The following is a 24,244-nucleotide window of genomic DNA, read 5'->3' as shown; positions in this document are numbered from 1 at the left end:
CCCCGGGTTCGCTCGCCGCAGACGCGGGGCCCGACGGCGAATCGCGTGCACCTGTGGCGAGCGAACCGGGGCGGGACGGCGCGGCACCGCCCGGCGGGGCCGGGTGCGGCGCGCGTCAGCTCGCGCGGCGCGCGCGGAGGTCGCGCTCCTCGTCGCCTGGGACGACGCGGATCGGGGTCGTGCCGGCGACCTCGTCGCTGAACTCCTCGGGGGCGACCACCGACAGGGGGCGTGTCTCGTCCAGGGTGAGTCGAAACCGCTTGCGCTCGTGGCGGTGGAGCCGGCCCGACACCAGGAGCCACGTCGTGCCGATTGCGAAGGCCACGAAGGCCGCGGCCGCGCCGACGAGGATCGCCGCGCGAGGCCCCCATTCCGCCGCCACCCAGCCGACGATGGGGGCGCCGATCGGCGTGCCACCCATCAGGATCGCCATGTACAGCGCCAGCACGCGGCCGCGGAGCACCGGGTCGGTGGTGGTCTGCACGTAGCCGTTGGCCGTGGTCATCATGGTCACGACCGAGAAGCCGGTGAACATGAGCGTGACGGCATACAGCCAGTACGTGGGCATGAACGCCGACACCAGGGCGGCGAAGCCGAACATCGCTGTTCCCGCGATGAGCACGCGCAGCCGGGCACGATCACGCCGGGCCGCCATGAGCGCGCCGACGACCGAGCCGACCGCGAGGATCGAGCTCAAGAGGCCGAACCCGTCCGCCTCCTTGCCGAACTCGACGGCCATCGTCGAGGCGAGGATCGGGAAGTTCATGCCGAACGCGCCGATGAGGAACACCATCGCGAAGGTCACGACGAGGTCGGGGCGCCCCGCGACGTAACGGAACCCGTCGGCCAGCCGCGAGGACTGCGGCGCCTTCACCCGCGGAATCAGCTCGCGCGTGCGGATCAGCAGCAGCGCGGCGAGCATCGCCAGGAACGTCACGGCGTTGGCGACGAACACCCAGCCCGTCCCGATCGCGACGATGACGACGCCGGCGACGGCGGGCCCGATCATGCGGGCGCCGTTGAACGACGCGGCGTTCAGGGCGACCGCGTTCGAGGCGTTCTCGCGCGCCACGAGGTCCGACACGAACGCCTGCCGGGCGGGGTTGTCGAACGCGGCGACGATGCCGAGCGCCAGCGCGAACGCGTACATGATCCACAGCGTCATCGCGCCGACGAAGATCAGCACGCCGATCGCGAGGCCCAGCAGCAGCAGCAGGCTCTGTGTCACCAGCAGGAGCCGGCGGCGGTCGAACCGGTCGGCGACCAGCCCGGTCACGCCGACGAGCAGCAGCGGCGGCGCGAACTGCAGCGCCATCGTGACGCCCATCGCGGCGGCGTCGTTGTCGGTGAGCTCGGTGAGCACCACCCAGCTGATGGCCGTCGCCTGCATCCACGCGCCGACGTTCGACACCAGCGCGCCGATGAACCAGACGCGGTAGTTGAAGGCGGAGAACGACCGGAACATCGCGCTCATCGGTCGACCATCCGCTGCATGATCTCGGCGGCAGCCTCGAGGGTCTCGCGCTCGGCCACGGTGAGGTGGGCGAGGGATGCCTCGACCCACGCGTCGCGGCGCCGCGCGGTCTCCTCGACGACCGCCTCGCCCTCGGGTGTGAGCGAGATGACGACCTTGCGTCCGTCGCGCTCGTCGGCGCCGCGCACGATGTACCCGGCGTCCTGCAGGCAGTTGACCGTGCGGTTCATCGAGGGGGCCGACACCCGCTCCCGGTCGGCCAGCTCGCCCAGCGTGTGGGGACCGTGCACCTTCAGCGCCGCGAGCACCGCGAACTGCCCGTCGCTCATCGAGTCGACGGCCCGCTGCGTGCGCATGCGCCGGGCGAGACGGAACGTCGCGATCCGGAGGCGCTGCGCGGCGGGCGAGAGGTCGGGCTGGTCGGCGGGTTCCGCGCCGAGGTCGTTCGTCGTCATCAAGGTCCCGTTGCTGCTCATCCGACTGTTTAGCATAGCTCATTAGTCTTGCTAAGGAAAATCGGAAAGCGGATGCCGCGACGCGGCGGGGCGCCGTCCCCGCGCCCTCGCCGCGGGGACGACCGGTGGCGGCATCCGTGCTCCTAGACTTCTGCGCATGCCCGAGTACCTCGCCGCAAGCGGCGTCACGATCTTCTACGACGTCCACGAGGCGAAGACCCCGCCCCACGCGATCGTGCAGCTCGTGCACGGCGTCGGCGAGCACTCGGGTCGCTACGGTGCGCTCATCGACGCCCTGACCACCGCGGGCTACACCGTCTACGCGGACGACCACCTGGGGCACGGCCGCACCGGCATGCAGCAGTGGGCGGGCGACGCGTCTCGGCTGGGGCGCCCCGGCAAGGGCGGCCTGCAGGCGATGATCGCGGCGCTCGCGACCTTCACCGAGCTCATCCGGGACGAGAACCCCGACCTGCCGCTGGTGATCCTCGGGCACTCGCTGGGCTCCTACTTCACGCAGATCCTGCTGAACCGCCTGCCCGATGCCTACGCCGGCGTCGTGCTCAGCGCGACCAGCCTGCGGCTCCTGGGCTGGACGAACGCCGGGCCGCTCAACGCGCGCTGGGCGGGTCCCGACGCGATGGGGACCGAATGGCTGTCGTCCGACCACGCCGTGGGACGCGCGTTCCTCGACGACCCGCTGACGACCACCTCGACGCTGCAGCAGCTCGTGGGATGGGCCGACAGCCTCCGCCTCCAAGGGCTTCCCCGCCGCAACCCGGGCACCGACGTGCCGATCCTCCTCATGGTCGGCCGGGACGATCCGCTCGGCGGGCCCCGCAGCGTCCACAAGCTGGCCGATGCCTACCGCACGCGGTCGCGGTACACCGACGTCACGACCCTGGTCTACCCCGGAGCGCGTCACGAGATCTTCAACGAGGTCGTCCAGCAGGACGTGCGCGCCGACCTGATCGCCTGGCTCGACCGGCGCTTCCCGCCGCGCGACTGAGGGCGGAGCGCCCGAGCAGCCCGTCCCGGCGGCGGCCGGGGCGAGGGCGGGCAATAGGCTGAAGCCCATGCACGGCGAATACAAGGTGCCCGGCGGGAAGCTCGTCGTCGTCGACCTCGAGGAGCGCGACGGCCGGATCGCCGACTTCCGCCTCGCGGGCGACTTCTTCCTCGAGCCGGACGACGCGCTCGCCGACATCGACGCCGCCGTCAACGGCCTCCCGGTCGAGTCGGACGTCGCGGCCATCGCCGCGGCGGTGCGCTCCGCGCTCCCCGAGGGCGCCCAGCTGCTCGGCTTCACCCCTGAAGCGGTCGGGACCGCGGTGCGCCGGGCGCTCGTGACCGCGCCGGGCTGGCGCGACTTCGACTGGGAGATCGTGCACGAGCGCCCCGTCTCGCCGCGCATGAACCTCGCGCTCGACGAGGTGCTCACCGGCCGGGTGGGTGACGGCAGACGGCGCCCCACGCTGCGCATCTGGGAGTGGGACGAGAACGCCGTCGTGATCGGCTCGTTCCAGTCGCTGCGCAACGAGGTGGATCCCGACGGCGCCGCGCGGCACGGCTTCGACGTCGTGCGCCGCATCTCGGGCGGCGGCGCCATGCTCATGGGCGCGAACTCGATCATCACGTACTCGCTGTACGTGCCGGCATCCCTCGTCCAGGGCCTCACCTTCGCCGACTCGTACGCGTTCCTGGACGACTGGGTGCTGCAGGCGCTGCGCGGCCTCGGCATCGACGCGGTGTACCAGCCCCTCAACGACATCGCCTCGCCGCAGGGCAAGATCGGCGGCGCGGCGCAGAAGCGCCTGGCCAACGGCGGAGTGCTGCACCACGCGACGCTCAGCTACGACATGGACGGGCAGACGATGACCGAGGTGCTGCGCATCGGACGCGAGAAGCTGAGCGACAAGGGCACCACGTCGGCGGCCAAGCGCGTGGACCCGCTGCGCCGGCAGACGGGCCTTCCGCGCGAAGCGATCATCGCCAAGCTCGAGCAGACGTTCACGAGCCTCTACGGAGCCGTGCCCGGGCGCATCACCGAGGACGAGTACGCCGAGGCGGAGGCTCTGGTCGCGTCGAAGTTCGCCACCGACGCGTGGCTGCGCCGGGTGCCGTGACCGGCGAGAGCGGGCCGGGCGCCAGGACCGCCGCCGGGCCGGGCGTTGCGCCCGCGCCCGGGGCATCCTCTGGGACCACCGGGCCGGGCGTTGCGCCCGCGACCGGGGCCGTCGAGATCCACCACGGCGATAACCTCGAGGTGATCCGCGACTTCGCGGACGGCTCGTTCACCCTCATCTACCTCGACCCCCCGTTCAACACCGGCCGTCCGCAGGAGCGGGCCGTCGAGGTGGCACGCGCGTCGTTCAGGATTCAGTCCCCGCACGATCGGGCGGCCGGGAGCGCCTCGGAATCCCGGGGCTCGGTGCGCGAGGCCGTGCCCGGTGGACTGAATCCTGAACAGCCGGCGCCGGCGGGGGTCGTCCGACGAGGGTTCCACGGACGGGAGTACGAGCGCATCCGCGGCGACCTGCGCGCCTACGACGACCGGTTCGACGACTACTGGGGCTTCCTCGAGCCGCGGCTCCTCGAGGCATGGCGGCTCCTCGCCGACGACGGCACGCTGTACCTGCACCTGGACTATCGCGAAGCGCACTACGCGAAGGTGCTCATGGACGCCCTCGTCGGGCGGGAGCGGTTCCTCAACGAGCTCATCTGGGCGTACGACTACGGCGCGAAGACGCGCAAGCGCTGGCCCACCAAGCACGACACGATCCTGGTGTACGTCAAGGATCCGCGGGCGTACTGGTTCGACTCCGACGCCGTCGACCGCGAGCCCTACATGGCGCCGGGACTGGTCACGGCCGAGAAGGCCGAGCGCGGAAAGCTCCCCACCGACGTCTGGTGGCACACCATCGTGCCCACCACAGGGCGCGAGAAGACCGGCTACCCCACGCAGAAGCCGGAGGGCATCCTGCGGCGCATCGTGCAGGCATCCTCCCGTCCCGGTGACCGCGTGCTCGACTTCTTCGCGGGCAGCGGCACGACCGGCGCGGTCGCGTCTGCGCTCGGCCGCGACGCCGTGCTCGTCGACCACAACCCCGAGGCGATCGCGATCATGCGCAAGCGGATGCCGCACGCGCGCCTGTCCGGCGCCTGACGCCCGCACGACCCGCGGAACATACCCCGCCGCCGGGCGGCCGTCGAGCCTCGGCGGCGGCGGGCTGAGGCATCCGTCACCCGATTTAGGGTGGGAGCCATGCGCTTCGGAACCTTCATCCCCCAGGGCTGGCGATTCGATCTCGTGGGCATCGAGCCCGCCGCCCAGTGGGAGGTGATGAACGGCCTCGCGCAGCGCGCGGACGCCGGCGCGTGGGCGTCGCTGTGGGTGTACGACCACTTCCACACCACGCCTGTCCACTCCGACGAGGCGACGCACGAGGCGTGGACGCTGATGGCCGCCTTCGCCGCGTCGACCAGCCGCATCCGGCTCGGCCAGATGTGCACGTGCATGGGCTACCGCAACCCGGCCTACCTCGCCAAGGTCGCCGCCACGGTCGACATCGTCTCGGGCGGCCGCACCGAGATGGGCATCGGCGGAGGCTGGTACGAGCACGAGTGGAACGCGTACGGCTACGGCTTCCCGCCCATCCCGCAGCGGCTGCGGATGCTCCGCGAAGGCGTCGACATCATGCAGCAGGCGTGGACGACCGGGCGCGCGACCCTCGACGGCAGGCACTACCGGGTCGACGGCGCCATCGTTCAGCCGCTGCCGCTGCAGGACGGCGGCATCCCGCTGTGGATCGCCGGCGGCGGCGAGAAGGTGACGCTGAAGATCGCGGCGAAGTACGCGTCCTATACGAACTACTCCGGGTCGCTCGAGGACATCGACCGCAAGAGCGCCGTCCTGCGCGAGCACTGCGACAACCTGGGGCGCGACTTCGCGGAGATCACGCGGTCGTCGAACTTCAACACCATCGTCGGGGCGACCGAGAACGAGGCCCGGGAGCGGCTCGCCGTGGTCAAGGAGCGGCTGCTGCCGCACGTGGGCCAGGAGCGGGCAGACAGGATCGAGCACGAATACCTCGCCTCGCCGGGCTTCGGCTCGGTCGCCCAGGTGGTCGACAAGCTCGCCGAGCGCGAGCGGCACGGCATCGCCTACGCGATCCACTACTTCCCCGAGGCGGCGTACGACACCACCGGGATGGAGCTCTTCGAGCGCGAGGTCATCCCCGCCCTCAGCTGACGTCCGGGGGCCCCGAGCAGAGCGGGCAGGGTCAGACGAGGGCCCGGACGCTCCGGTATCCGTCGGCGATGACGTCGGGGGCGGATGCCTCGCCGCCGAAGACGCGCGTCGTGCCCGGCGTGACCGACCACGCCGGCCAGCCGGGGTCGTCCCCGCGGACGAGCGCGACCGCGGCGCCGTGGAGCGCGGCGGCGATCCGGCGCGGCGGAGCGTCGCCCGCAATGGCCGCCACTCCGGCGGCGTCGAGGCAGTCGAACCAGAACGGGACGTCGAGGCAGTGCAGCGCCCAGCGCTTCGTGGGCGACGGCCACGAGAACCGATACACCCACGTGGGCGCCGTGCCTCTCGCGTCGGCCACCTTGACGACGGTCGAGCGGAAGACGCTGTCGGTGACGAATCGGCCCAGGGTCGCCGCCGTCCCCTTGCGCCGCTGCGCCGCGTTGTCGGCGAGGTAGGCGCGACGGCGCGCAGCCGGCACGCCGAGCCGTGCGAGCGCGAGCCCCGCGGGGACGAGGCGCAGCGCGCGCGCCGCCGAGTCGAGCACCATCGTGAACTCGTCGTCGGTGGAGCCCAGCACCAGCGGCTTGTCGGCGCCGACGCCGGCGCGCAGCGCGGCGACCGTCGGCTGGGGCACGAGATCGCCGTCGACCATCGGTCCCCACGAGAGGCCGTCCTGCAGCATGGCGCGCACACCGGCGAGGCGGTCCTTCGACGGGGGCTGGGACGCCTTCGACTGCAACTCGTGCAGCGTCGTCTCCGGCACGCTCGAGAACCCGTCGCGGGTCGCGGCGACGCCTGCCAGTCCCGCCAGCCGGGCCGCCGCCGCCTCGGCGCGCTCGGCGGACACGTCGGCCGGCGCGGCGGACAGCGCCCAAACCGAGTGGAAGAGATGCTGCGCCGAGGGCAGCGCGAGCAGCCGCAGCACCGCGCCTCCGCCGGCGGACTGGCCCGCGATCGTCACGCGGCCCGGATCGCCGCCGAAGTTCGCGATGTTGTCGCGCACCCATTCGAGTGCCCGCACCCAGTCCCGCACGCCGCGATTCGAGGGTGCGCCGTCGATGTGGCCGAACCCGTCGAATCCGAGGCGGTACGAGATCGTCACCGTGACCACGCCGTCGCGGTTGAACGCCTTCCCGTCGTACCAGGGGCTCGCGGGCGAACCCGAGATGTAGCCGCCGCCGTGGATCCAGACGAGCACCGGCAGCGCCGCGCCGGTGTCGCCCGGCGACGGCGTGAACACGTTGACGTTGAGCGTCGACTCTCCCGGAACCGACGGCTCGGGGATGAGCGTGATCCCGGTGTCGCCGCGCTGCGCCGTCGCGCCGAACTCCAGGGCGTCGCGCACCCCTCGCCACGGCTGCGGCGGAACCGGCGCGGCGAACCGGAGGTCGCCGACCGGCGGCTGAGCGAACGGAATCCCGAGGAACGCCGCGGAGCCGCCGGCACCGGGCACGCCCCGCCATGCCCCGCGGACGCGCCCCGTCGCGGTGTCGGCCTCGGCGTACCGCGTGGTCGTCGTGTCGGTCATCGCTTCTCCGTCTTCAGCAGGTCGAACAGGGCATCGACCGCGGCCGCCATGTCGACATCGGGCTCCAGCAGCCACTGCAGCTGCAGACCGTCCGCGACGGCCTGGAAGATGCGGGCGAGGGTGTCGGCATCGACCCGGTCGGTGACCTCGCCGGCGGCCTGGCGTTCGGCGATGGCCCGGGCGAACGACGTGCGGAGGGTGTCGCTGCGCTCGAGGAAGAACCCGTGCGCCGGATGCCCCGCGTCGCCCGCATCGACCGAGAGCCGGGCGAACAGCTGCACGAGCCCCGGGACGTGGGCGTTGTGGCGCACGGTCTCGACGTAACCGGTGCGCAGGGCCGCGAGATCGGCGGCGGCCAGCGTCGTGCTGCCGAAGTGCGCGAGATCGCGCTCATCGCGCTTGCGGAGGATCTCGGTGAAGAGCTCCTCCTTGCTCTCGAAGTAGTGGAGGAGTCCCGCCTGGCTGAGGCCCACGGCATCCGCCAGCTCCTTCACGGAGGCGCCGCCGTAGCCCTCACGGGCGATGACGTCGAGGGCGCGGGTCAGGATCTCTTCGCGCTTGGCGACGCCCTTCGCATAGGAGCCCCGTCGCCCCGTCGCGTGCTCTGCCATAGGGACAGTAAACCCGAACGGCGGTTGATTTCTCAGCCCTGGGGCTCGTTCCCCGGCGCTTCGTCGCTGTCGCCCTCCACCGCGACGTCGGCGTCGCGCTGCGCCTCGCTCAGCTGGGCGTCGAACTCGCCGCCCGCAAGCGTGTCGGGCGCGTCCTCGGGATCCGGGTCACGGCTCAGGTCTTCGTCGTCGCGCATGTCGTCCTCCTTCTCCGGCCACGGTGCCGGGCGAAGGCGTCACCGGCGAGGGGCTTGACGAACGCGCCCGAGGACCGACGTCCGCGCCGGGCACGAGCGAGACGAACGACGGATGCCTCGCCCATGCGCCGCGGCGAACGCAGCGGTCGAGGCATCCGTCGTCCGTCAGCTCTTCAGGAAGGCGAGCAGCGCCTCGTTCACCTCGGCGCCGTGCGTCCACAGCAGTCCGTGGGGGGCGCCCTCGAGCTCGACGTAGGTCGCGTCGGGAAGGAGCTCCCGGAACCGCCGCGCCGTGACGTCGATCGGCAGGATGTTGTCGGCGGTGCCGTGGAGGATGAGGGCCGGCACGTCGATCGACCCGATGTCGCCCCGGAAGTCGGTCGGCCAGGTGAGCGGCGCCGCCGCGATCGCGGTGTTGCCGGCGTAGGTCGCGACCTGGATGCTCGCGTCGAGCGCCTCCTGCGAGATGCGGGTGCCGAGGTTGTCGTCCAGGTTGTAGAAGTCCTTGTAGAACCCGGCGATGAAGGCGTACCGGTCCTCCCGCACCGACTGCGCGATGCCGTCGAAGAACTCCTGCGGCCCGGCCCCGCCGGGGTTGTCGTCGGTCTGCAGCAGGAAGGGCTCGAGCGAGCCGAGGAACGCCGCCTTCGCCACGCGGCCGCTGCCGTAGCGCGACAGATAGCGGGCGATCTCGCCGGTTCCCATCGAGAAGCCCACCAGCACCGCGTCGCGCAGGTCAAGGTCCTCCATAAGGGCGTGCAGGTCGGCGGCGAACGTGTCGTAGTCGTACCCCGACCCGGCCTTGGTCGAGGCGCCGAACCCGCGCCGGTCGTAGGCGACCACTCGGTAGCCGGCGTCGAGCAGCGCCGCCTGCTGCTTGCCCCAGGACTCGCCGTTCAGCGGGAAGCCGTGGATCAGCACCACCGGCTGCGCGTCGGCGGGTCCCTGGTCGGTGTAGTAGAGGTCGACGTCCACCGAGTTCTCGGTCCCGACGGTGATGTACGCCACGATCGCTCCTTCCGGACCGGGAGACGGATGCCGCGGCCCTGCGTTCGACGCTAGGGCGCGGCATCCGTCATCGCCACCTCTTGCGCGCGCGGCGTCGGCGCGTCGGCTGGTTGCGTGTCGGGGTGTTGGGGTGTTGGTGGCGGGTGGTCGGCGTCGGGTCGTCGGAGTCGGGTGGTTGCACGTCGCCGGCGTCGGGTCGCCGGCGGGGGCGGCGTATGCGGCGGGGCGGCGTACGTGGCGGGGGAGGCGTCGAGCCAAGGCGTTCCCGCCGAGACGGGGGACGGCGCCCTCGGTCTCGGCCGAAATGCTGTGGCTCGGCGGCCTGGACGGATGCGGCCGGGCTCGACGGGCGGCTTGGGCGGATGCGTGCGTCCGGCCGGCGGGGCGGCGTCGAGCCAAGGCGTTCCCGCCGAGACAGGGGACGGCGCCCCCGGTCTCGGCCGAAACCCTGTGGCTCGGCGGCAGCCTGGACGGAGGCGGCCGGCTGGCGGGCGGCTGGAGGCGTGCGGCTGGCAGGCGGGGCGGCGCCCTCAGTCGCGGGCGGCCCCCGCGGACGGCGTGACGGTGAAGATCGTCGGAGCGGCGAACCCCGCGGCGTCGAATGCGGCGGTGGCGGCATCCGTCACCTCCTGCACCTTTTCGCGCGCGACCAGTGCGATCGCAGCTCCGCCGAAGCCGCCGCCGGTCATGCGCGCCCCCACGGCGCCGGCCGACAGGGCGGCGTCGACGGCGGTGTCGAGCTCGGGCACCGAGATCTCGAAGTCGTCGCGCATCGAGGCGTGCGATGCGACGAGCAGGTCGCCGATCGCCGTCGGGCCATGGTCGCGCAACGTGCGGACGGTGTCGAGCACACGCTGGTTCTCGGTGACCACGTGCCGCACGCGCCGGAGCGTCACGTCGTCGACCAGCTCGGCGAGCCGCGGGAGGTCGCGCGGTGCGACATCGCGGAGCGCCGGCACCCCGAGGGCGGCGGCGCCTCGCTCGCACGCGGCGCGGCGCTCGCCGTAGCCGCCGGTGGCGTGCGAGTGCTTCACACCCGTGTCGATGACGACGAGCTCGAGCCCGGCGCCGGCGAGGCCGAGGTCGACGACCTGCGCCTCGAGCGAGCGGCAGTCCAGGAAGATGGCGGCGTCGGCGCGACCGAGGAGCGAGGCCATCTGGTCCATGATGCCGGTCGGCGCGCCGACCGCCTCGTTCTCGGCACGACGGCCGACCTTCGCCAGGGCGACGCGGTCGAGGTCGATGCCCCAGATCTCGGCGAGGGCCACGGCGGTCGCGCCCTCGATGGCGGCCGACGACGACAGGCCCGCACCGACCGGGACGTCCGAGGCGAAGGCGAGGTCGACGCCCGTCGGGGTGTGGGGGTCGGTTCCGGCGGACTCCAGCAGCGCCCACGCCACCCCCAGCGGGTAGCGCGCCCACTCCGGGATCTCGTCGCGCCGGGCGGGAAAGAGCGCGCCGAGCTCCGCGAGCCCCACCTCGACCACGCCGTCATCGAACGTCGAGGCCACGCGGACACGGCCGTCGTTGCGGGGGGCCAGGGCGACGTGCGTGCGGTGCTGGATCGCGAACGGGAGGACGAAGCCGTCGTTGTAGTCGGTGTGCTCGCCGATGAGGTTGACGCGGCCCGGAGCGGACCAGGTGCCTGCGGGGGCGGCGCCGAACCGGTCGGCGAAGAGGGCGCGCGCCGCGTCGACGGGGCGGGTGTCGGTGGCGGTCACAGGGTCTCCTCGGGAACGGATGCCACGGCCTCGCGCAGCTGCGCCGCGGCCATCTCGGGCGGGATGTCGCCGATCCAGGCGCCCATGGCGGCTTCGGATCCGGCGAGGAACTTGAGCTTGTCGGCCGCGCGTCGCGGCGAGGTCAGCTGCAGGTGAAGACGCGCGGTGTCGCGCCCGCGGTGCACCGGCGCCTGGTGCCACGCGGCGATATAGGGCGTGGCGGAGTCGTACAAGGCGTCGACCCCGCGGAGCAGCCGGAGGTACAGCGGCGCGAGTTCGTCGCGCTCGGCGTCGGACGTCTCGGCGAAGTCTGCGACGTGACGGTGCGGCATCAGGTGGATCTCGATCGGCCAGCGCGCGGCGAACGGCACGAACGCCGTCCAGTGCTCGCCCTCGAGAATCACGCGATCACCCGCGCGCTCGAACGCAAGGATGCGTTCGAAGAGGTCCTGCCCCTCCCGGTCGATCGACGCGAGGAGGCTCGTCGTGCGCGGCGTGATGTACGGGTAGGCGTAGATCTGCCCGTGCGGATGCGGGAGGGTGACGCCGATCGCCTCGCCACGGTTCTCGAACGGGAAGACCTGCTCGATGCCGGGAAGCGCCGACAGCGCGGCCGTGCGGTCCGCCCACGCCTCTATGACGGTGCGCGCCCGCGTCGGGGTGAGCGAGCCGAACGAGCCCGCGTGCTCGGGGCTGAAGCACACCACCTCGCACCGTCCGACGCTGGTGCGAGTGCGGCCGAGTCCGGAAGCTTCGAGGTCGTCGAGGCCGCGGGGAGCGTCGACGCCGGCCGGGGCGTCACCGTGCGCGGTGGCGAGGGCGGGCCCGAAGGACGGCGACTTGTTCTCGAAGACGGCGACGTCGTAGCGCGAGGGGATCTCGGACGGGTTCGTCGGCGTCTGCGGTGCCAGCGGATCGAGGTGGGCGGGAGGCAGGAACGCGCGGTTCTGGCGTGCCGCCGCGATGGACACCCAGTCTCCGGTGAGCACATCCCGCCGCATCGTCGCGGTCTCGGGGCGGGGCGCGAGCTCGCGGGCGTCGGCCGCGCGCCCGGGGCCGAGCGTCGTATCGGGGTCGTCGTAGTAGATGAGCTCGCGGCCGTCCGCCAGCCGGGTGGCCCGTCTCACGACGCCGGCGCCGAGAGTCCGGGCTGCGGTCTCGGCGGTGAGGTCACCTGCGGCGGCGTCGACGTCGGGTGAGAAGTCGGGAGTGTTCACGTCAACACGGTAGCCGATGCGCTATGTTAGCGTCAACATGCTCGGAGCTTTCGCCGATGACGCGGAGGGGCAGCGGTCGAGCCCCGGGTGCAACGCGAGGGCTCAGGGCCGGGGGTGAGTGGACGGGTGAGGGAGGCGACGCACATGGTGGGTCGACGGGTGTCGATGGCAGACGTCGCCGCGCGCGCCGGCGTCTCGGGCCAGACCGTCTCACGCGTCGTCAACGGCAGTCCGCGCGTCGACCCCGCGACCCGCGCGCGCATCGAGGAGGCGATGTCAGAGCTCGGCTACCGCCCCCATCGGGCGGCGCGCGCGTTGCGCACCGGCCGCACGCAGACGATCGGCCTGGTGGTCTCGACGCTGGCGTCGGTGGGCAACTCCCGCATGCTTCAGGCGGTGGCGGATGCCGCGGCCGCCCGCGGCTACGCTCTCACCGTCGTGACGCTCGGCGCCGACGGCGATGTCGCCGCCGCGTTCGGGCGCCTGGTCGACCAGGGCGTGGACGGCGCTGTGGTGCTGAACGAGGCGACGGATCGCGTCCGGGAGGCGGACGTGCGCGCGGCGGGACTGCAGCTCGTGGTGGTGGACTCGCCGCGCGACGACCGCTTCGGTGTCGTCGAGACCGACCATGCGGACGGGGCGGGCCAGGCGGTCCGGCATCTGCTCGACCTCGGTCACCCGACGGTGCACCACCTCGCCGGTCCCGAGGAATCCTTCGCGGCGGCCGAGCGTGAGCGAGGCTGGCGCGACGCGCTCGCCCAGGCAGGAGCCGCGGTGCCGCCGGTGGTGCGCGGCGACTGGACGTCTGCGTCGGGGGCGGCTGCGGCATCCGCTCTCCTCGGTGCGGGCGCGACCGCCGTCTTCGCCGCGAACGACCAGATGTCGCTCGGCCTGCTGCGGGCGTTCGCCGAGGCGGGCCGCGCCGTGCCGGATGACATCAGCGTGGTCGGGTTCGACGACGTGGCGGATGCCGCCGACTACCGGCCGCCGCTGACGACGGTGCGTCAGGACTTCGACGCACTCGGCTCGCGCGCCGTCGCCCTGCTCATCGACGGCATCGAGGCCGGTGCGCCCGCCTCGTTCGAGACTGTCCCGACGCGCCTCGTGGTGCGCGCGAGCACCGGCCCCGCCGGCTGAGCCGGGGCTCGCCGCGCCGGCTCGCGCTCGCTCTCGGAGGCGCTGGGCCGGTGTTCGGGTGCCACGACGTGCCGCTTCGCGACCCGGCCTGCGGCGTGTCGTGCCACTCGAAGCGATTGCGTCGGTGTTCAGGTGCCACGACGTGCGGCTTCGCGGCGCGGGCCGCGGCGTGTCGTGCCACCTGAAGCGATTGGGCCGGTGTTCGGGTGTCACGACGTGCCACCTCGCGCGGCCCGACGCCGCAGGACGTGCAACCTCCGCAACCCGGCGCGCTCAGCCGGCGGCGCGGCGGGCCTCCCAGCCGCTTCGGACCATCTCGTCGACCGAGTACCGGTTCTTCCAGTCGAGGTCGCGCGCGGCGAGGTCGCCCGTGGCGACGATGCGGTCGGGGTCGCCCGGGCGCCGCGGCGCGATCTCGGGCGTGAAGTCGATGCCGGTGACGCGGGCCATCGCGTCCATGATCTCGCGCACGCTCAGGCCGTTCTGCGAGCCGAGGTTGTAGGCGGGCTCGATCGGCCGGCCGGCGAGCAGCCGTTGCGCGGCGGCGACGTGCGCCGCGGCGATGTCGGCGACGTGGACGTAGTCGCGCACGTTCGTGCCGTCCGGGGTGTCGTAGTCGTCGCCGTTGATACGGGGCGTGCGGCCCTCGAGGAGCGCCTCGAACACCAGCGGGAACAGGTTGTGGGGGCTGGTGTCGTAGACGGCCGGGTCGCCGGAGCCGACCACGTTGAAGTAGCGCAGCGCGGTGTGGCGGAGCGGGCGCTCGTCGTCGGCGGTGGCCACCGCCTGATCGCGGATCATCCACTCGCCGATGAGCTTGGACTCGCCGTACGGCGACGCGGGCCGCTTGGGCAGGTCCTCGGTGACCAGCGGCACGTCGGGCGTGCCGTAGACCGCCGCCGAAGACGAGAAGACCAGGTTGGCGACACCGGCGGCCTGCATCGACTCGAGGAGCACGCGGGTGCCCTCGACGTTCTGGGCGTAGGTGTGCAGTGGACGCTGCACCGACACCCCGGCGTACTTGAACCCCGCGAGGTGGATCACGCCCTCGACGTCGTGCTCGCGCAGCGTGCGCTCGACGAGGTCGCGGTCGAGGATCGACCCGCGCACGAACGGCACGCCCGCGGGCACGAAGGCCGCGTGGCCGCTGGAGAGGTCGTCGATCACGACGGGCGTCAGGCCCGCGCCGTCGAGAGCGCGGACGATGTGGGCGCCGATGTAGCCGGCGCCTCCGGTCACGAGCCAGGTCATGTCACTCCGGGGGTCGGGGTCGCCGAGCGGCGCCGTCCCCATTCTGCCGGGTTCGCCCGACCGGCGTGATCCGAGCGGGCAGAAGCGGGAGAACGGATGCCGCGTCCCGCGCAGCGACATCCCGCGCAGTCGCCCGTCCGCGACGAGCGCCGCTCGCGGCCGCCGCCACTGCGCCACGGACGGATTCGCGACTACGATCATGATCGGATCGGACAACGCTTTCCGCTCGCCGAACCCGCCCGCGCCCGCACCGTGACCGGCGCGGACCGCACCCTGCCCCAGGAGAATGACGCCATGGCACAAACCGTCGTGATCGCCCCGGACTCGTTCAAGGGCACGGTCGCCGCTGCGGCCGCCGCGGACGCGCTCGCGAACGGATGGCGGCGGGAGCGGCCCCAAGACGCCGTCCGCCTGCTGCCGATGGCGGACGGCGGCGAGGGCACCGTCGATGCGTTCCTCGCCGCGGTGCCAGGCGCCCGACGGATGCCGGTCACCGTCACCGGTCCGGAGGACGCGCCGGTCGAGGCATCCTGGGCTCTCCTGCCGCCGACCGTCGACGCACCGGGCGGAACCGGCGTCGTCGAGCTCGCGAGCACCAGCGGGATCGAGCTGCTCGGCACCCCGCCGCGGCTGCGGGCGTTCGGTGCCCACACCCGCGGGTTCGGCGAGGCGATAGCCGCCGCACTCGCGCACGGCGTGTCGCGGCTGGTGCTGGGAATCGGCTCGAGCTCATCCACCGACGGCGGCGTCGGCATGCTGACCGCGCTGGGGGCGCGATTCACGGATGCCACGGGGCAACCCGTCGCCGACGGCGCGCGCGGGCTCGCCGGGGTGGCGTCGGCCGACCTGTCGGAACTGGCGGCGCTCCCGCCAGACGGCGTGACGGTGCTCAGCGACGTGACGAACCCGCTCCTCGGACCGCTCGGCGCGGCGGCGGTCTTCGGCCCGCAGAAGGGTGCGAGCCCCGACGACGTCGTCGAGCTGGACGCCGGCCTCGCGCGGCTGGCCGCGCTCGACGCGTTCGCCGGCATCGACGCCGCGACTCCGGGCACGGGCGCCGCCGGCGGCACGGGCTTCGGCCTGCTCGCGTGGGGAGCGGACCTCGTGCCGGGATCGGCGGCGGTCGCGGAGCTCGTGGGTCTCGGGACCGCGGTGGCGGCGGCATCCGTCGTCCTCACCGGCGAGGGGTCGTACGACGGGCAGTCGGCGGCGGGCAAGGTGCCCGCGCACGTGGGCGCGATCGCGGCGGCCGCCGGCGTGCCCGTGATGCTCGTCGCCGGACGGATCGCCGCCGACGCCGACGTGTCGGGCTTCGCGGCGACCGCCTCGCTCACCGACCTCTCCGGATCCGCGACGGCCGCGATGGCCGACGCGCGCCGCTGGCTCGAGGAGGCCGGCGCCGCACTCGCCTGGGCGCTGCCTCGCCCGTGACCCCCGCGCCGTCCCCCAGAACCGGCGCAGACGCGCCGGAGCGACGGAACCGGGCTCAGGGCACGCGCAGCACGCCGTTGCGGCGGTGCGGGAGCGCCGCGAGGGACTCGTCGCGGAGCACGTCGGGAAGCAGCGCCGCCGGCGCGTCCTGGTAGACCACGGGGCGCAGGAAGCGGCGGATCGCCGTCGCGCCGACCGAGGTGTGCAGCGACGTCGTGGCGGGCCACGGGCCGCCGTGCTGCTGCGACCACGTCACCGCGACGCCGGTCGGCCAGCCCGAGAAGAGCACGCGTCCGGCCTTGCGCGCGAGCACCTCGACCACGGCGGTGACATCGTCGGATGCCTCGGCGTGCAGCGTCGCCGTGAGCGAGCCGGGCACCGCCTGCAGCGCGGCGTGCAGCTCCTCGGCCGAGGAGTAGCGCGCGAGCAGGGTGACGGGACCGAAGCACTCCTCGAGCAGCGTGTCGGGCCGGGCGGCGACGGACGCGGCATCCGTAGACAGCACCACCGGACGCGCCGACCCCGGCTCCGCGGGGAGGCCCTGCGCGACGACCGCGACCGACGGGTCGGACTCGAGGTGCTCGATCCCCGACGGGAAGGCCTCGGTGATGCGGTCGGTGAGCAGCGGTCCGCCGGCGGCACCCGTGGCGAATCCGGCGACGAGCCCCTCGAATCCCGCGCCCTCGGGCACGAACACGACGCCGGGCTTCGTGCAGAACTGGCCGACGCCGAGCGTGAACGAGCCGACGAGCCCCTGTGCGAGGATCTCGCCGCGGGCGGCCACCGCCGCCCGGGTGATCACGACCGGGTTCAGCGACCCCAGCTCGCCGTAGAACGGGATGGGGTCGGGGCGGCCGGCCGCGAGGTCGAACAGCGCACGGCCGCCGCCGAGCGATCCGGTGAACCCGGCGGCCCGGATGAGCGGATGCTGCACCAGCACGTTGCCGGCTTCGCGGCCCGTCACGAGCGCGAGCGAGCCCTCGGGCGCGCCGGCGTCCACGAGCGCGCCGGCGACGATCTCGGCGGTGCGCTGTGAGAGCCGGGGATGCCCCGAGTGCGCCTTGACGATGACCGGGTTGCCGGCGGCCAGCGCCGAGGAGGTGTCGCCCCCGGCGACCGAGAACGCGAACGGGAAGTTCGACGCCGAGAACACCGCCACCGGCCCGACGCCGACGAGCAGCCGACGCAGTTCGGGACGCGGGGGCACCGCCGACGGGTCGGCGTCGTCGACGGTCAGCTCGAGGTACGAGCCCTCCTCGACCACGGTCGCGAACAGTCGCAGCTGGCCCGTGGTGCGTCCGACCTCGCCGCGCAGCCGCGTCTCGCCGAGGCGGGTCTCCTCGTCGGCGACCGCGACGAGCTCATCGACGTGCGCGTCGAGCGCGTCGGCAGCGGCCCGCAGCCACGACGCGCGGGTCGCGGCATCCGCCGCCCGCCAGACGGGGGCGGCCGCGGCGGCGGCAGAGGCGAGGGCGTCGAGCTCGGTCGCCGAGGTGGTGGTGGCGGTGGTCATCGCGGATGTCCTTTCGCGCGGAGGCGGGGGAGAGGTCATGAGAAGCGGATGCCGAGGCCGCGGTGGTCGACCTCGGTGAGCGAGCCGCGGGCGATGCGGATGGGCGAGTCGTCGAGGAGGGCGCCGAGCGCGCCGAAGCCGGCGTCTTCGACGTCCTCGACCATGGGCTCCGCGACGCCGGAGACGGCCCGCAGGCACAGCGCGACCTGGCCGGACAGCTCGGGGAGGAGATGCGGATGCAGGGCGGCGCCGTACTCGGCGGCGATCGCGGCGATCCCGAGGAACGGGGTGATGCCGCCCACGCGCACGATGTTGGGCTGGACGATCTGCGCGGCTCCGGTGCGGAGGAAGTCGTCGAACCGGAACACGGTGTGGAGGTTCTCGCCGACCGCGAGGGGGATGCCGCTCGCGGCGGCGAGCCGCTTCGAGAGCTCGATGTGCCCGTGCAGGTCGTCGGCGCGCAGCGGCTCCTCGATCCATGCGGGCGAGACCTCGGCCAGCACGTCGATCGAGCGCGTCGCGCGGTCGAGGTCCCAGCGCTGGTTGGCGTCGATCATGAGCGCCCGGTCGGGTCCGATCACGTCGCGCACCGCGCGCAGACGGTCGAGGTCTTCGGCGACGTCGGGTCCGCCGACCTTCACCTTCACCGCGTCGAACCCCGCCTCCACCCAGCGGCCCGCCTGGGCGACCAGCTCATCGAGCGTGTAGTGCAGGTTCACGCCCGAGCCGTAGGCGCGCACGCGCTTGCGCTGCGCGCCGAGGAAGCCGGTGAGCGATGTGCCGGCGGCGCGGGCCGCCGCATCCCACAGCGCCAGGTTCAGTCCCGCCATCGCGATCGTCGTCACCCCGCCGCCGCCCGCCTCGTGCAGGTGCTCCCACAGCGCGAGCCACTCCGATCCGGGGTCAGCCGGGCGGCCGATCGCGAACGCGGTGATGTCGTGGACCAGCAGGGCGTGCACCGCTGCGGCCCCGATCTGCGGCGTCCACGAGAACCCCCAGCCCTCGGCGCCGTCCGAGCGCACGACGTGGGTCGCGATCACGCCGACCGCGGTGACGTCCGCCGCCCAGGGTCGGGTGAGCGCCACGCGGATCAGTCGCGCTTCGAAGGCCGCGATGGTGGCCTCCGGCGCCGCATCCGACGCCGCCGCCAGCGCGCCGGGGAGGTTCGTCACAGCAGCGCCCGCCCGGCCGCGAGGATCTCGGTGAGGCGCTCCTCCTGCGTGGGCGTCGGGTCGACGAGAGGCGCGCGCACCGAGCCGACGGGCAGCCCGCCGAGGCGCAGGCCGGCCTTGATGAGCGCGACGCCGAAGCCCGGGGTCTCGTCGCGCAGCTGCACCAGCGGCGCGTAGAAGCCGTCGAGCAGCGCGGCGCGGCGCTCCTCGTCGCCGTCGACGTACGCGCGGTAGTACGCGTTCGCCACCTCGGGGATCATGGCGAAGGCGGCCGACGAGTACAGCGGGATGCCGATGCCCCGGTACGCGCCCTGCGTGAGCTCGGCGGTCAGCAGCCCGTTGAAGAAGGCGAAGTCGTCGCGTCCCTCGGCCGCGACCGCGCGCACGATCTGCTGCGCGAGGCCGACGTCCCCGACGCCGTCCTTGAAGCCGACGACCTTCGGGTTGCGGGCCAGACGCCGCACCGACTCGACGGAGTACTGCGCCGTGCCGCGATGGTAGATCACGACGGGGAGATCGGATGCCGCGGCCACCGCTTCCACATAGGCGACGAGTCCCGCCTGGGGGCCGCCGACGAGGTACGGCGGCAGCACGAGCAGTGCGTCGGCGCCGGCGTCGGCGGCCGCCCGCGCGAGCGTCGTCGCGTGCCCCAGCGGACCGCCCGTGCCGGCGACGACCGGCACCCGGCCCGCCACGGTCTCGGCCGCGACGTGCACGACGCGCGTCGCCTCCTCGGTCGACAGCGCGTGGAACTCACCCGTGCCGCACGCCGGGAACACACCGCCGGGCGCGTGCTCGAGCGTGGTGGCGATGTGCGTGCGCAGCACGTCCTCTTCGATGCGACCCTGCGCGTCGAACGGCGTGACCGGGAAGAAGAGGATGCCGTCGAAGATCACGCCAGCACGTCCTTTCGGGCGAGGTCGGGGAAGGGGTGGCTCGCCGCCGGCTCGGCCGACTCGCTGCCGGCCGTGCGCTCACCGAGCTCGCCGCGCCAGGAATGGGCGGGTCGCCAGCCGAGCACGCGCCGCGCCTTCGCGTTGGAGAACGCGGGAGCGCTGCCGGTGAGTCCTGCGGCGAGGTCGTCGGTCCCGGGGACGAACTGCGGCAGCAGCTCGGCGAGCGGCCGGCGCGCGAGGGCGTCGTCGGCGCCGACGAAGAACACCTCGGCGTTCGGGATCTCGGGCAGCGCGAGCAGCAGCGTGTCGACGAAGGCCGCCACGTCCCGCGCGTCGACGTAGTTGAAGAGGGCCGGGGCGGAGAGGGCAGGATCGTTCAGGCGCTCCGCCACGGTGTGCCCCTGCTGCGTCGGCGCGCCGCGCCACTCCTCCGGGGCGATGACGTAGCAGGGGCGGAACGCCGCGAAGCGGACCGCATCGCCGGTCTGGCGTGCGAGCATCGCGATCGTCTGCTCGGCGAGGTGCTTCGACAGCGCGTAGGCGTTCCACGGCCGGGGCGTGGTCTGCTCATCGAGCGGGAAGCGGTCGGGCAGCCAGCCGGTCGGCGCGCCGTAGCCCAGCACGGTCGGGCTGGACGCCGTGACGATCTTCGGGATCCCCGCCGCGACCCCCGCCGACAGCACGTTCAGCGCCAGCGTCGCGTTGGTGCGGAGGATCACGTCTTCGGGCGCGCTGAACGGCACGGCGATCGCGGCGAGGTGGATGAGCGCATCGGCCTGCGAGCCGGCGATCGCGCGGGTGGCGGCATCCGTCTCCGTCAGGTCCGCCGCGATCTGCTGCACGCCGGCGAGCTCCGGCGCGTCCGAGACGGCGCGGTCGAGCGACACCAGCTCGTGGCCCGCGGCGGCGAGTCCGGCGACCAGGCTGCGGCCGAGGCGCCCCGCGCCACCGGTGACGGCGATGCGGCTCATGCCCGGGTGCCGGCGGCGTCGGCCGTGCCGACCGCGGCGTCGGCGGTGAGGAAGCGGATGCCCAGGTCGGCGACCTCGACGGGCAGCCCGGTCTCGAGCGAGCGGTTGCCGGCGATGCCGACGGCGATCGAGCGGACGCCGTCGCGCCAGTCTGCCGGACGCGCCAGCGGGTCGTCGCCCGGTCCCTCGAACACGTCGGCGAGCAGCAGCGCGTCGCCCCCGCCGTGGCCGTCGCCGCTCGTCTCGAGCGGCACCTCGGAGGCGGCCTCCCAGTGCCGCTGCACGATGAGGCGCTCGCCCTCCGGTCGCAGCGATCCCGAAGCGCCGGCGTGGACGGCCGACGGATCGAGCACCGGGTGCAGGCCCTCGCCAGCGAGGACCGCGCCGCGCTCGACCACCTCGAGCTCAGCGCGGCCGAGGGTGCCGTTGACGGCGACCCGGTAGCCCTCCCACGGCGCGTGGGCGTTCAGCGAGTACGACAGCGTGGCGCCGGAGAGGTAGTCGACGACGAGCGCGAGGTTGTCTTCGATCGTGATGCCCTCGCCGAAGACGTCCCGATCGCGCAGGTAGCCGTCGTGCTGCTCGGCGTCGAGGTAGAGCGCCTTCAGCCGCTCGTCGTCGCGCAGATCGAGCTCGAACGCGTCCGCTCCGTCGTGCGTGCCACGGGCAGCACGGTTGCGGATGCCGCGGGCCGCCGCGTTCTCGGCGCCGTAGAAGCGCAGGCCGCCCGACGCGAACACCCGGCGCGGGGCCGAGCGGATCCACCAGTTGACCAGGTCGAAGTGATGGCTCGCCTTGTGGACGAGGAGCCCCCCGGAGTGCGCCTTCTCGCGGTGCCAGCGGCGGAAGTAATCGGCGCCGTGCTTGGTGTCGAGCAGCCACGAGAAGTCGACGGAGGTGACCTCGCCGATCACGCCGTCCTGGATGACCTCGCGCAGCGCACTGTTGCGCGGCGAGTAGCGGTAGTTGAAGGTGATGACGACCTCGCGCCCGGTGCGGTCGATCGCGTCCTCGATCGCCGCAGCGCTCGGCGCGTCGATGGTGAGCGGCTTCTCGACCACGACGTCGGCGCCGGCATCCATCGACCGCACGATGAGCGGAGCGTGCAGGTCGTCGCGGGCGCAGATCACCACGCGGTCCACCCGCTGTTCCCGGATCATCGCCTCGAGGTGGTCGGGGCCGTAGACGGCGGGTGCGGGAGCGCCCGCCTCGGCGACGCGGTCGACGTAGTACTGCGCGCGCACCGGGTTGGGCTCGCAGATCGCCACGAGCACCGCCTCGTCGGCGTACCGCCCGGTGATCGCGTCGACGTACATCTGGGCTCGGTGTCCCGCCCCGACGAGGGCATACCGGCGGCGGCTCATGTGACTCCTCCAGGAAACGTTTTCTCAGCCTAGCATGAGAGCCGGCGGTGCGGCCGGCCCGCGGGTTGCAGCGGCGTCACGACCGGGCTTCCGGTGCCTGCCCGCCGCGCGGATAATGGGCCGCATGGAAGGCCCGCGGTGGTCGGACCATTCAGCGGACGCGGACGAGCTGGAGCGCCTGCGGCGCCGCGCCTACGGGCCCGATGCCGACATCGGGGATGACCCGTCGGCGCAGGCGCGGCTGGAGGAGCTGGAGGCCGCGGACCGGCGGCGCCGCACGGTCGCCGCCCGGACCAACGCGCGCCCTGACGTGCCGGGCGACGCTGGCCCGATCGACGCGGCGGAGGACGGGGGAGCGCCGGCGGGCGCCGCTGTGCGCCCGCGACGGCGATCGGCGGCGGCTGCCGTGGCTGCGGCATCCGTCGTCGTGTTCGCGGCGTTCGCGGCCTCGACGTCCTCGCCGGTGGACCACCTGCCGACACGCACCGCCACCGGCCCGGAGGCCGTGCTCGCGCCGCTGCCGCGGGGTGCGGCGCCGGTGGATCCTCACGGCGTCCTCGGCCGGATGGGCCTCTCGGCCGCCGAACTGCGCCGCTACGACGGCTTCGACGGGCTGGCGGTCTGGAGCGGACGCTCGCGCTTCGGGACGATGTGTCTCGTCATCAGGGAGCCTCACCGCGCCCTCGGCCTGGGCAGCGGTGCGGAGGGCTGCGCACCCTACGGCGCCGGCGCGTCGGTGGAGCTGCTCGTCGACGACGCGCCGCGCCGCGACTTCGTCCGGTTCGTGCTTCTGAACGGCCACGTCGTCGTCTACGTGTATGAGGGCGATGCGGTCACCGGTGACCGCTGACCGCGGGCGGTGCCGTCGGTTCTCGGCTCTCAAGGGGCGGGTCCGGTGGTGCCGCCCGGCGCTCAGGCGGCGGGTCCGGTCGTGTCGCCCGGCGCTCAGGCGGCGGGTCTGGTCGTGTCGCCCGGCGCTCAGGCGGCGGGTCCGGTCGTGCCGCGAACCGTCACCTCTGGGAGGAGAACGAGCGGATGTCCCGGCTCGGCGCCCTCGAGCAGGTCGCGCATGCGCGCCCAGGCCTCGGCGCCGAGCTCGGCCGCCGGGACGGCTGCCGTCGTGAGCGGGGGGGTCGTGTAGCGGGCGAACGGGATGTCGTCGAAGCCGACGATGGAGAGGTCGGCCGGGACGCGGCATCCGCTCTCCTGCACGATGCTGAGAAGTCCCATCGCGACGAGGTCGTTGAAGGCGACGGCGGCTGTCGCGCCGGATGCGAGCACCGCCTCGCCCGCGCCGGCACCCGCCTCGAAGTCGACGCCGCAGGGGATCTCGGTCACCTCGGTGTCAGGGTGGTCCGCGACGAAGTCCGCGATCGCCTCCAGCCGGGCGGCGTTCGCGACGCTGCGGGGAGCGCCCGCAAGGAAGACGATGCGGCGGTGGCCGAGCCCGTGGAGGTGGGCGAGCTCGGCGGCGAGGGCTGAGCGGTAGTCCGCCCGCACCGAGGGGACCTCGCCCGAGGTGCGGTTGATGAGCACGACGGGGCGGAGCCCTCCCACGAGGCGGTCGAGCTCGTCCTGTGGCAGGCGCGGCGCGCAGAGGATCACGCCGTCGGTGCGCCGACGTGTGGCTCCGGCGAGGACCCGCTCCTCCTCGACGGACTCGGCCGAGTCGGCCACCAGCACGTGGTAGTCGTCGGCCGCAGCCGCCCGGCTCAGTCCGCGGAGGATCGACTGGAACGTGGGGTTGCCGAGGTCCGGTACGATCACGGCCACCGTCTGCGTGCGGCCGAGGACGAGGCTGCGCGCGACGGGGCTCGCGGTGTAGTCCAGGGCGGCCGCGGCATCCTTCACCCGCTCCGCCAGCGCAGGGTCCACCGTGGGGTTGCCGTTCAAGGCGCGCGACACCGTCGACAGCGAGACGCCGGCGCGGGCGGCGACGTCGGCGATGGTGACGCGTGATCCTTCGGCGCGTGGCGGGCGAGGCATCCGTGCTCCTTCGATCGCGGTGCGCGCTCAGCCTACCCGGAAGCGCTTCCCGGGCATCCG

At 73.4% G+C, this 24,244-nt stretch carries 22 protein-coding genes; 7 read left to right on the top strand and 15 right to left on the bottom strand.

Going from position 1 to position 24,244, the window contains the following annotated elements:
- Positions 1-115: 115 nt before the first annotated feature.
- Both IR212_RS14740 and IR212_RS14735 read right to left on the bottom strand, forming a co-directional pair.
- On the bottom strand, positions 116-1,474 hold the full coding sequence (locus tag IR212_RS14740; protein ID WP_228479349.1) for an MFS transporter: 1,359 nt from the start codon (positions 1,472-1,474) through the stop codon (positions 116-118).
- Entirely contained in the window at positions 1,471-1,950 is a 480-nt protein-coding gene (locus tag IR212_RS14735) for a MarR family winged helix-turn-helix transcriptional regulator (RefSeq protein WP_194396612.1), read from the bottom strand. The genes IR212_RS14740 and IR212_RS14735 overlap by 4 nt, the downstream gene beginning before the upstream one ends.
- Positions 1,951-2,086: 136 nt before the next feature.
- Between IR212_RS14735 and IR212_RS14730 the strand changes: the two genes are divergently transcribed.
- The 4 genes from IR212_RS14730 (at position 2,087) to IR212_RS14715 (ending at position 6,181) form a co-directional block, all read left to right on the top strand.
- Positions 2,087-2,938: an alpha/beta hydrolase gene (locus IR212_RS14730; protein ID WP_194396611.1), complete on the top strand. Its 852-nt coding sequence runs from the start codon at positions 2,087-2,089 to the stop codon at positions 2,936-2,938.
- 67 nt (positions 2,939-3,005) lie between these two features.
- On the top strand, positions 3,006-4,055 hold the full coding sequence (locus IR212_RS14725; protein WP_194396610.1) for a lipoate-protein ligase LplAB: 1,050 nt from the start codon (positions 3,006-3,008) through the stop codon (positions 4,053-4,055).
- Between the two features lie 116 nt (positions 4,056-4,171).
- Positions 4,172-5,095 carry a DNA-methyltransferase gene (locus IR212_RS14720; RefSeq protein WP_194398706.1) on the top strand — a complete coding sequence of 308 codons (924 nt, stop codon included), beginning with the start codon at positions 4,172-4,174 and terminating at the stop codon, positions 5,093-5,095.
- A gap of 99 nt (positions 5,096-5,194) precedes the next feature.
- Positions 5,195-6,181, top strand: a complete 987-nt coding sequence (locus tag IR212_RS14715) for an LLM class F420-dependent oxidoreductase (protein WP_194396609.1) — start codon at positions 5,195-5,197, stop codon at positions 6,179-6,181.
- A gap of 31 nt (positions 6,182-6,212) precedes the next feature.
- On the opposite strand, the gene IR212_RS14710 is transcribed toward IR212_RS14715, so the two are convergent.
- The 6 genes from IR212_RS14710 to galT form a co-directional block, all read right to left on the bottom strand.
- Positions 6,213-7,709, bottom strand: coding sequence for a carboxylesterase/lipase family protein (locus IR212_RS14710; RefSeq protein WP_194396608.1), 1,497 nt, complete (start codon positions 7,707-7,709; stop codon positions 6,213-6,215).
- Positions 7,706-8,320 (bottom strand): TetR/AcrR family transcriptional regulator, encoded by a 615-nt coding sequence (locus IR212_RS14705; RefSeq protein ID WP_194396607.1) that lies wholly within the window; start codon positions 8,318-8,320, stop codon positions 7,706-7,708. The genes IR212_RS14710 and IR212_RS14705 overlap by 4 nt, the downstream gene beginning before the upstream one ends.
- A gap of 32 nt (positions 8,321-8,352) precedes the next feature.
- Positions 8,353-8,517 (bottom strand): hypothetical protein, encoded by a 165-nt coding sequence (locus IR212_RS14700; protein WP_194396606.1) that lies wholly within the window; start codon positions 8,515-8,517, stop codon positions 8,353-8,355.
- A gap of 165 nt (positions 8,518-8,682) precedes the next feature.
- On the bottom strand, positions 8,683-9,525 hold the full coding sequence (locus IR212_RS14695) for an alpha/beta fold hydrolase (protein WP_194396605.1): 843 nt from the start codon (positions 9,523-9,525) through the stop codon (positions 8,683-8,685).
- A gap of 530 nt (positions 9,526-10,055) precedes the next feature.
- Positions 10,056-11,246: a galactokinase gene (gene galK, locus IR212_RS14690; RefSeq protein ID WP_194396604.1), complete on the bottom strand. Its 1,191-nt coding sequence runs from the start codon at positions 11,244-11,246 to the stop codon at positions 10,056-10,058.
- Positions 11,243-12,373: a galactose-1-phosphate uridylyltransferase gene (galT, locus tag IR212_RS14685; RefSeq protein WP_194398705.1), complete on the bottom strand. Its 1,131-nt coding sequence runs from the start codon at positions 12,371-12,373 to the stop codon at positions 11,243-11,245. The genes galK and galT overlap by 4 nt, the downstream gene beginning before the upstream one ends.
- A 234-nt stretch (positions 12,374-12,607) precedes the next feature.
- On the opposite strand from galT, the gene IR212_RS14680 reads away from it, so the two are divergent.
- Positions 12,608-13,600, top strand: a complete 993-nt coding sequence (locus IR212_RS14680) for a LacI family DNA-binding transcriptional regulator (protein ID WP_194396603.1) — start codon at positions 12,608-12,610, stop codon at positions 13,598-13,600.
- Positions 13,601-13,873: 273 nt separating this feature from the next.
- Here IR212_RS14680 and galE read toward each other — a convergent pair whose 3' ends face one another.
- The gene (gene galE, locus IR212_RS14675) at positions 13,874-14,851 is read right to left on the bottom strand and encodes a UDP-glucose 4-epimerase GalE (RefSeq protein ID WP_194398704.1); all 978 of its coding nucleotides are present in this window, start codon (positions 14,849-14,851) and stop codon (positions 13,874-13,876) included.
- A 294-nt stretch (positions 14,852-15,145) separates the two neighbouring features.
- On the opposite strand from galE, the gene IR212_RS14670 reads away from it, so the two are divergent.
- Entirely contained in the window at positions 15,146-16,282 is a 1,137-nt protein-coding gene (locus IR212_RS14670) for a glycerate kinase (RefSeq protein ID WP_194396602.1), read from the top strand.
- 55 nt (positions 16,283-16,337) lie between these two features.
- Here the strand turns inward: IR212_RS14670 and IR212_RS14665 are convergent, their stop codons facing one another.
- Genes IR212_RS14665 through IR212_RS14645 form a run of 5 tightly spaced genes read right to left on the bottom strand, consistent with a single transcriptional unit; the run spans position 16,338 to position 22,198 of the window.
- Positions 16,338-17,795, bottom strand: a complete 1,458-nt coding sequence (locus tag IR212_RS14665; protein ID WP_194396601.1) for an aldehyde dehydrogenase (NADP(+)) — start codon at positions 17,793-17,795, stop codon at positions 16,338-16,340.
- Between the two features lie 35 nt (positions 17,796-17,830).
- Positions 17,831-18,967: a mandelate racemase/muconate lactonizing enzyme family protein gene (locus tag IR212_RS14660; RefSeq protein ID WP_228479347.1), complete on the bottom strand. Its 1,137-nt coding sequence runs from the start codon at positions 18,965-18,967 to the stop codon at positions 17,831-17,833.
- The gene (locus tag IR212_RS14655) at positions 18,964-19,863 is read right to left on the bottom strand and encodes a 5-dehydro-4-deoxyglucarate dehydratase (RefSeq protein WP_194396600.1); all 900 of its coding nucleotides are present in this window, start codon (positions 19,861-19,863) and stop codon (positions 18,964-18,966) included. The genes IR212_RS14660 and IR212_RS14655 overlap by 4 nt, the downstream gene beginning before the upstream one ends.
- Positions 19,860-20,834 carry an NAD-dependent epimerase/dehydratase family protein gene (locus IR212_RS14650; RefSeq protein ID WP_194396599.1) on the bottom strand — a complete coding sequence of 325 codons (975 nt, stop codon included), beginning with the start codon at positions 20,832-20,834 and terminating at the stop codon, positions 19,860-19,862. Before IR212_RS14650 ends, IR212_RS14655 begins: the two co-directional genes overlap by 4 nt.
- The gene (locus IR212_RS14645; protein ID WP_194396598.1) at positions 20,831-22,198 is read right to left on the bottom strand and encodes a Gfo/Idh/MocA family oxidoreductase; all 1,368 of its coding nucleotides are present in this window, start codon (positions 22,196-22,198) and stop codon (positions 20,831-20,833) included. The genes IR212_RS14650 and IR212_RS14645 overlap by 4 nt, the downstream gene beginning before the upstream one ends.
- A gap of 124 nt (positions 22,199-22,322) precedes the next feature.
- Here IR212_RS14645 and IR212_RS14640 point away from each other — a divergent pair, with 124 nt between their 5' ends.
- Positions 22,323-23,048: a hypothetical protein gene (locus IR212_RS14640; protein ID WP_194396597.1), complete on the top strand. Its 726-nt coding sequence runs from the start codon at positions 22,323-22,325 to the stop codon at positions 23,046-23,048.
- A 128-nt stretch (positions 23,049-23,176) separates the two neighbouring features.
- Here IR212_RS14640 and IR212_RS14635 read toward each other — a convergent pair whose 3' ends face one another.
- A complete protein-coding gene (locus IR212_RS14635) occupies positions 23,177-24,184 on the bottom strand; it encodes a LacI family DNA-binding transcriptional regulator (protein WP_194396596.1) in 1,008 nt (335 codons plus the stop codon).
- Positions 24,185-24,244 lie beyond the last annotated feature (60 nt).

This window comes from Microbacterium atlanticum (assembly GCF_015277815.1).
Taxonomy (GTDB): domain Bacteria; phylum Actinomycetota; class Actinomycetes; order Actinomycetales; family Microbacteriaceae; genus Microbacterium; species Microbacterium atlanticum.
This window is presented reverse-complemented; position numbering and strand designations above follow the sequence as displayed.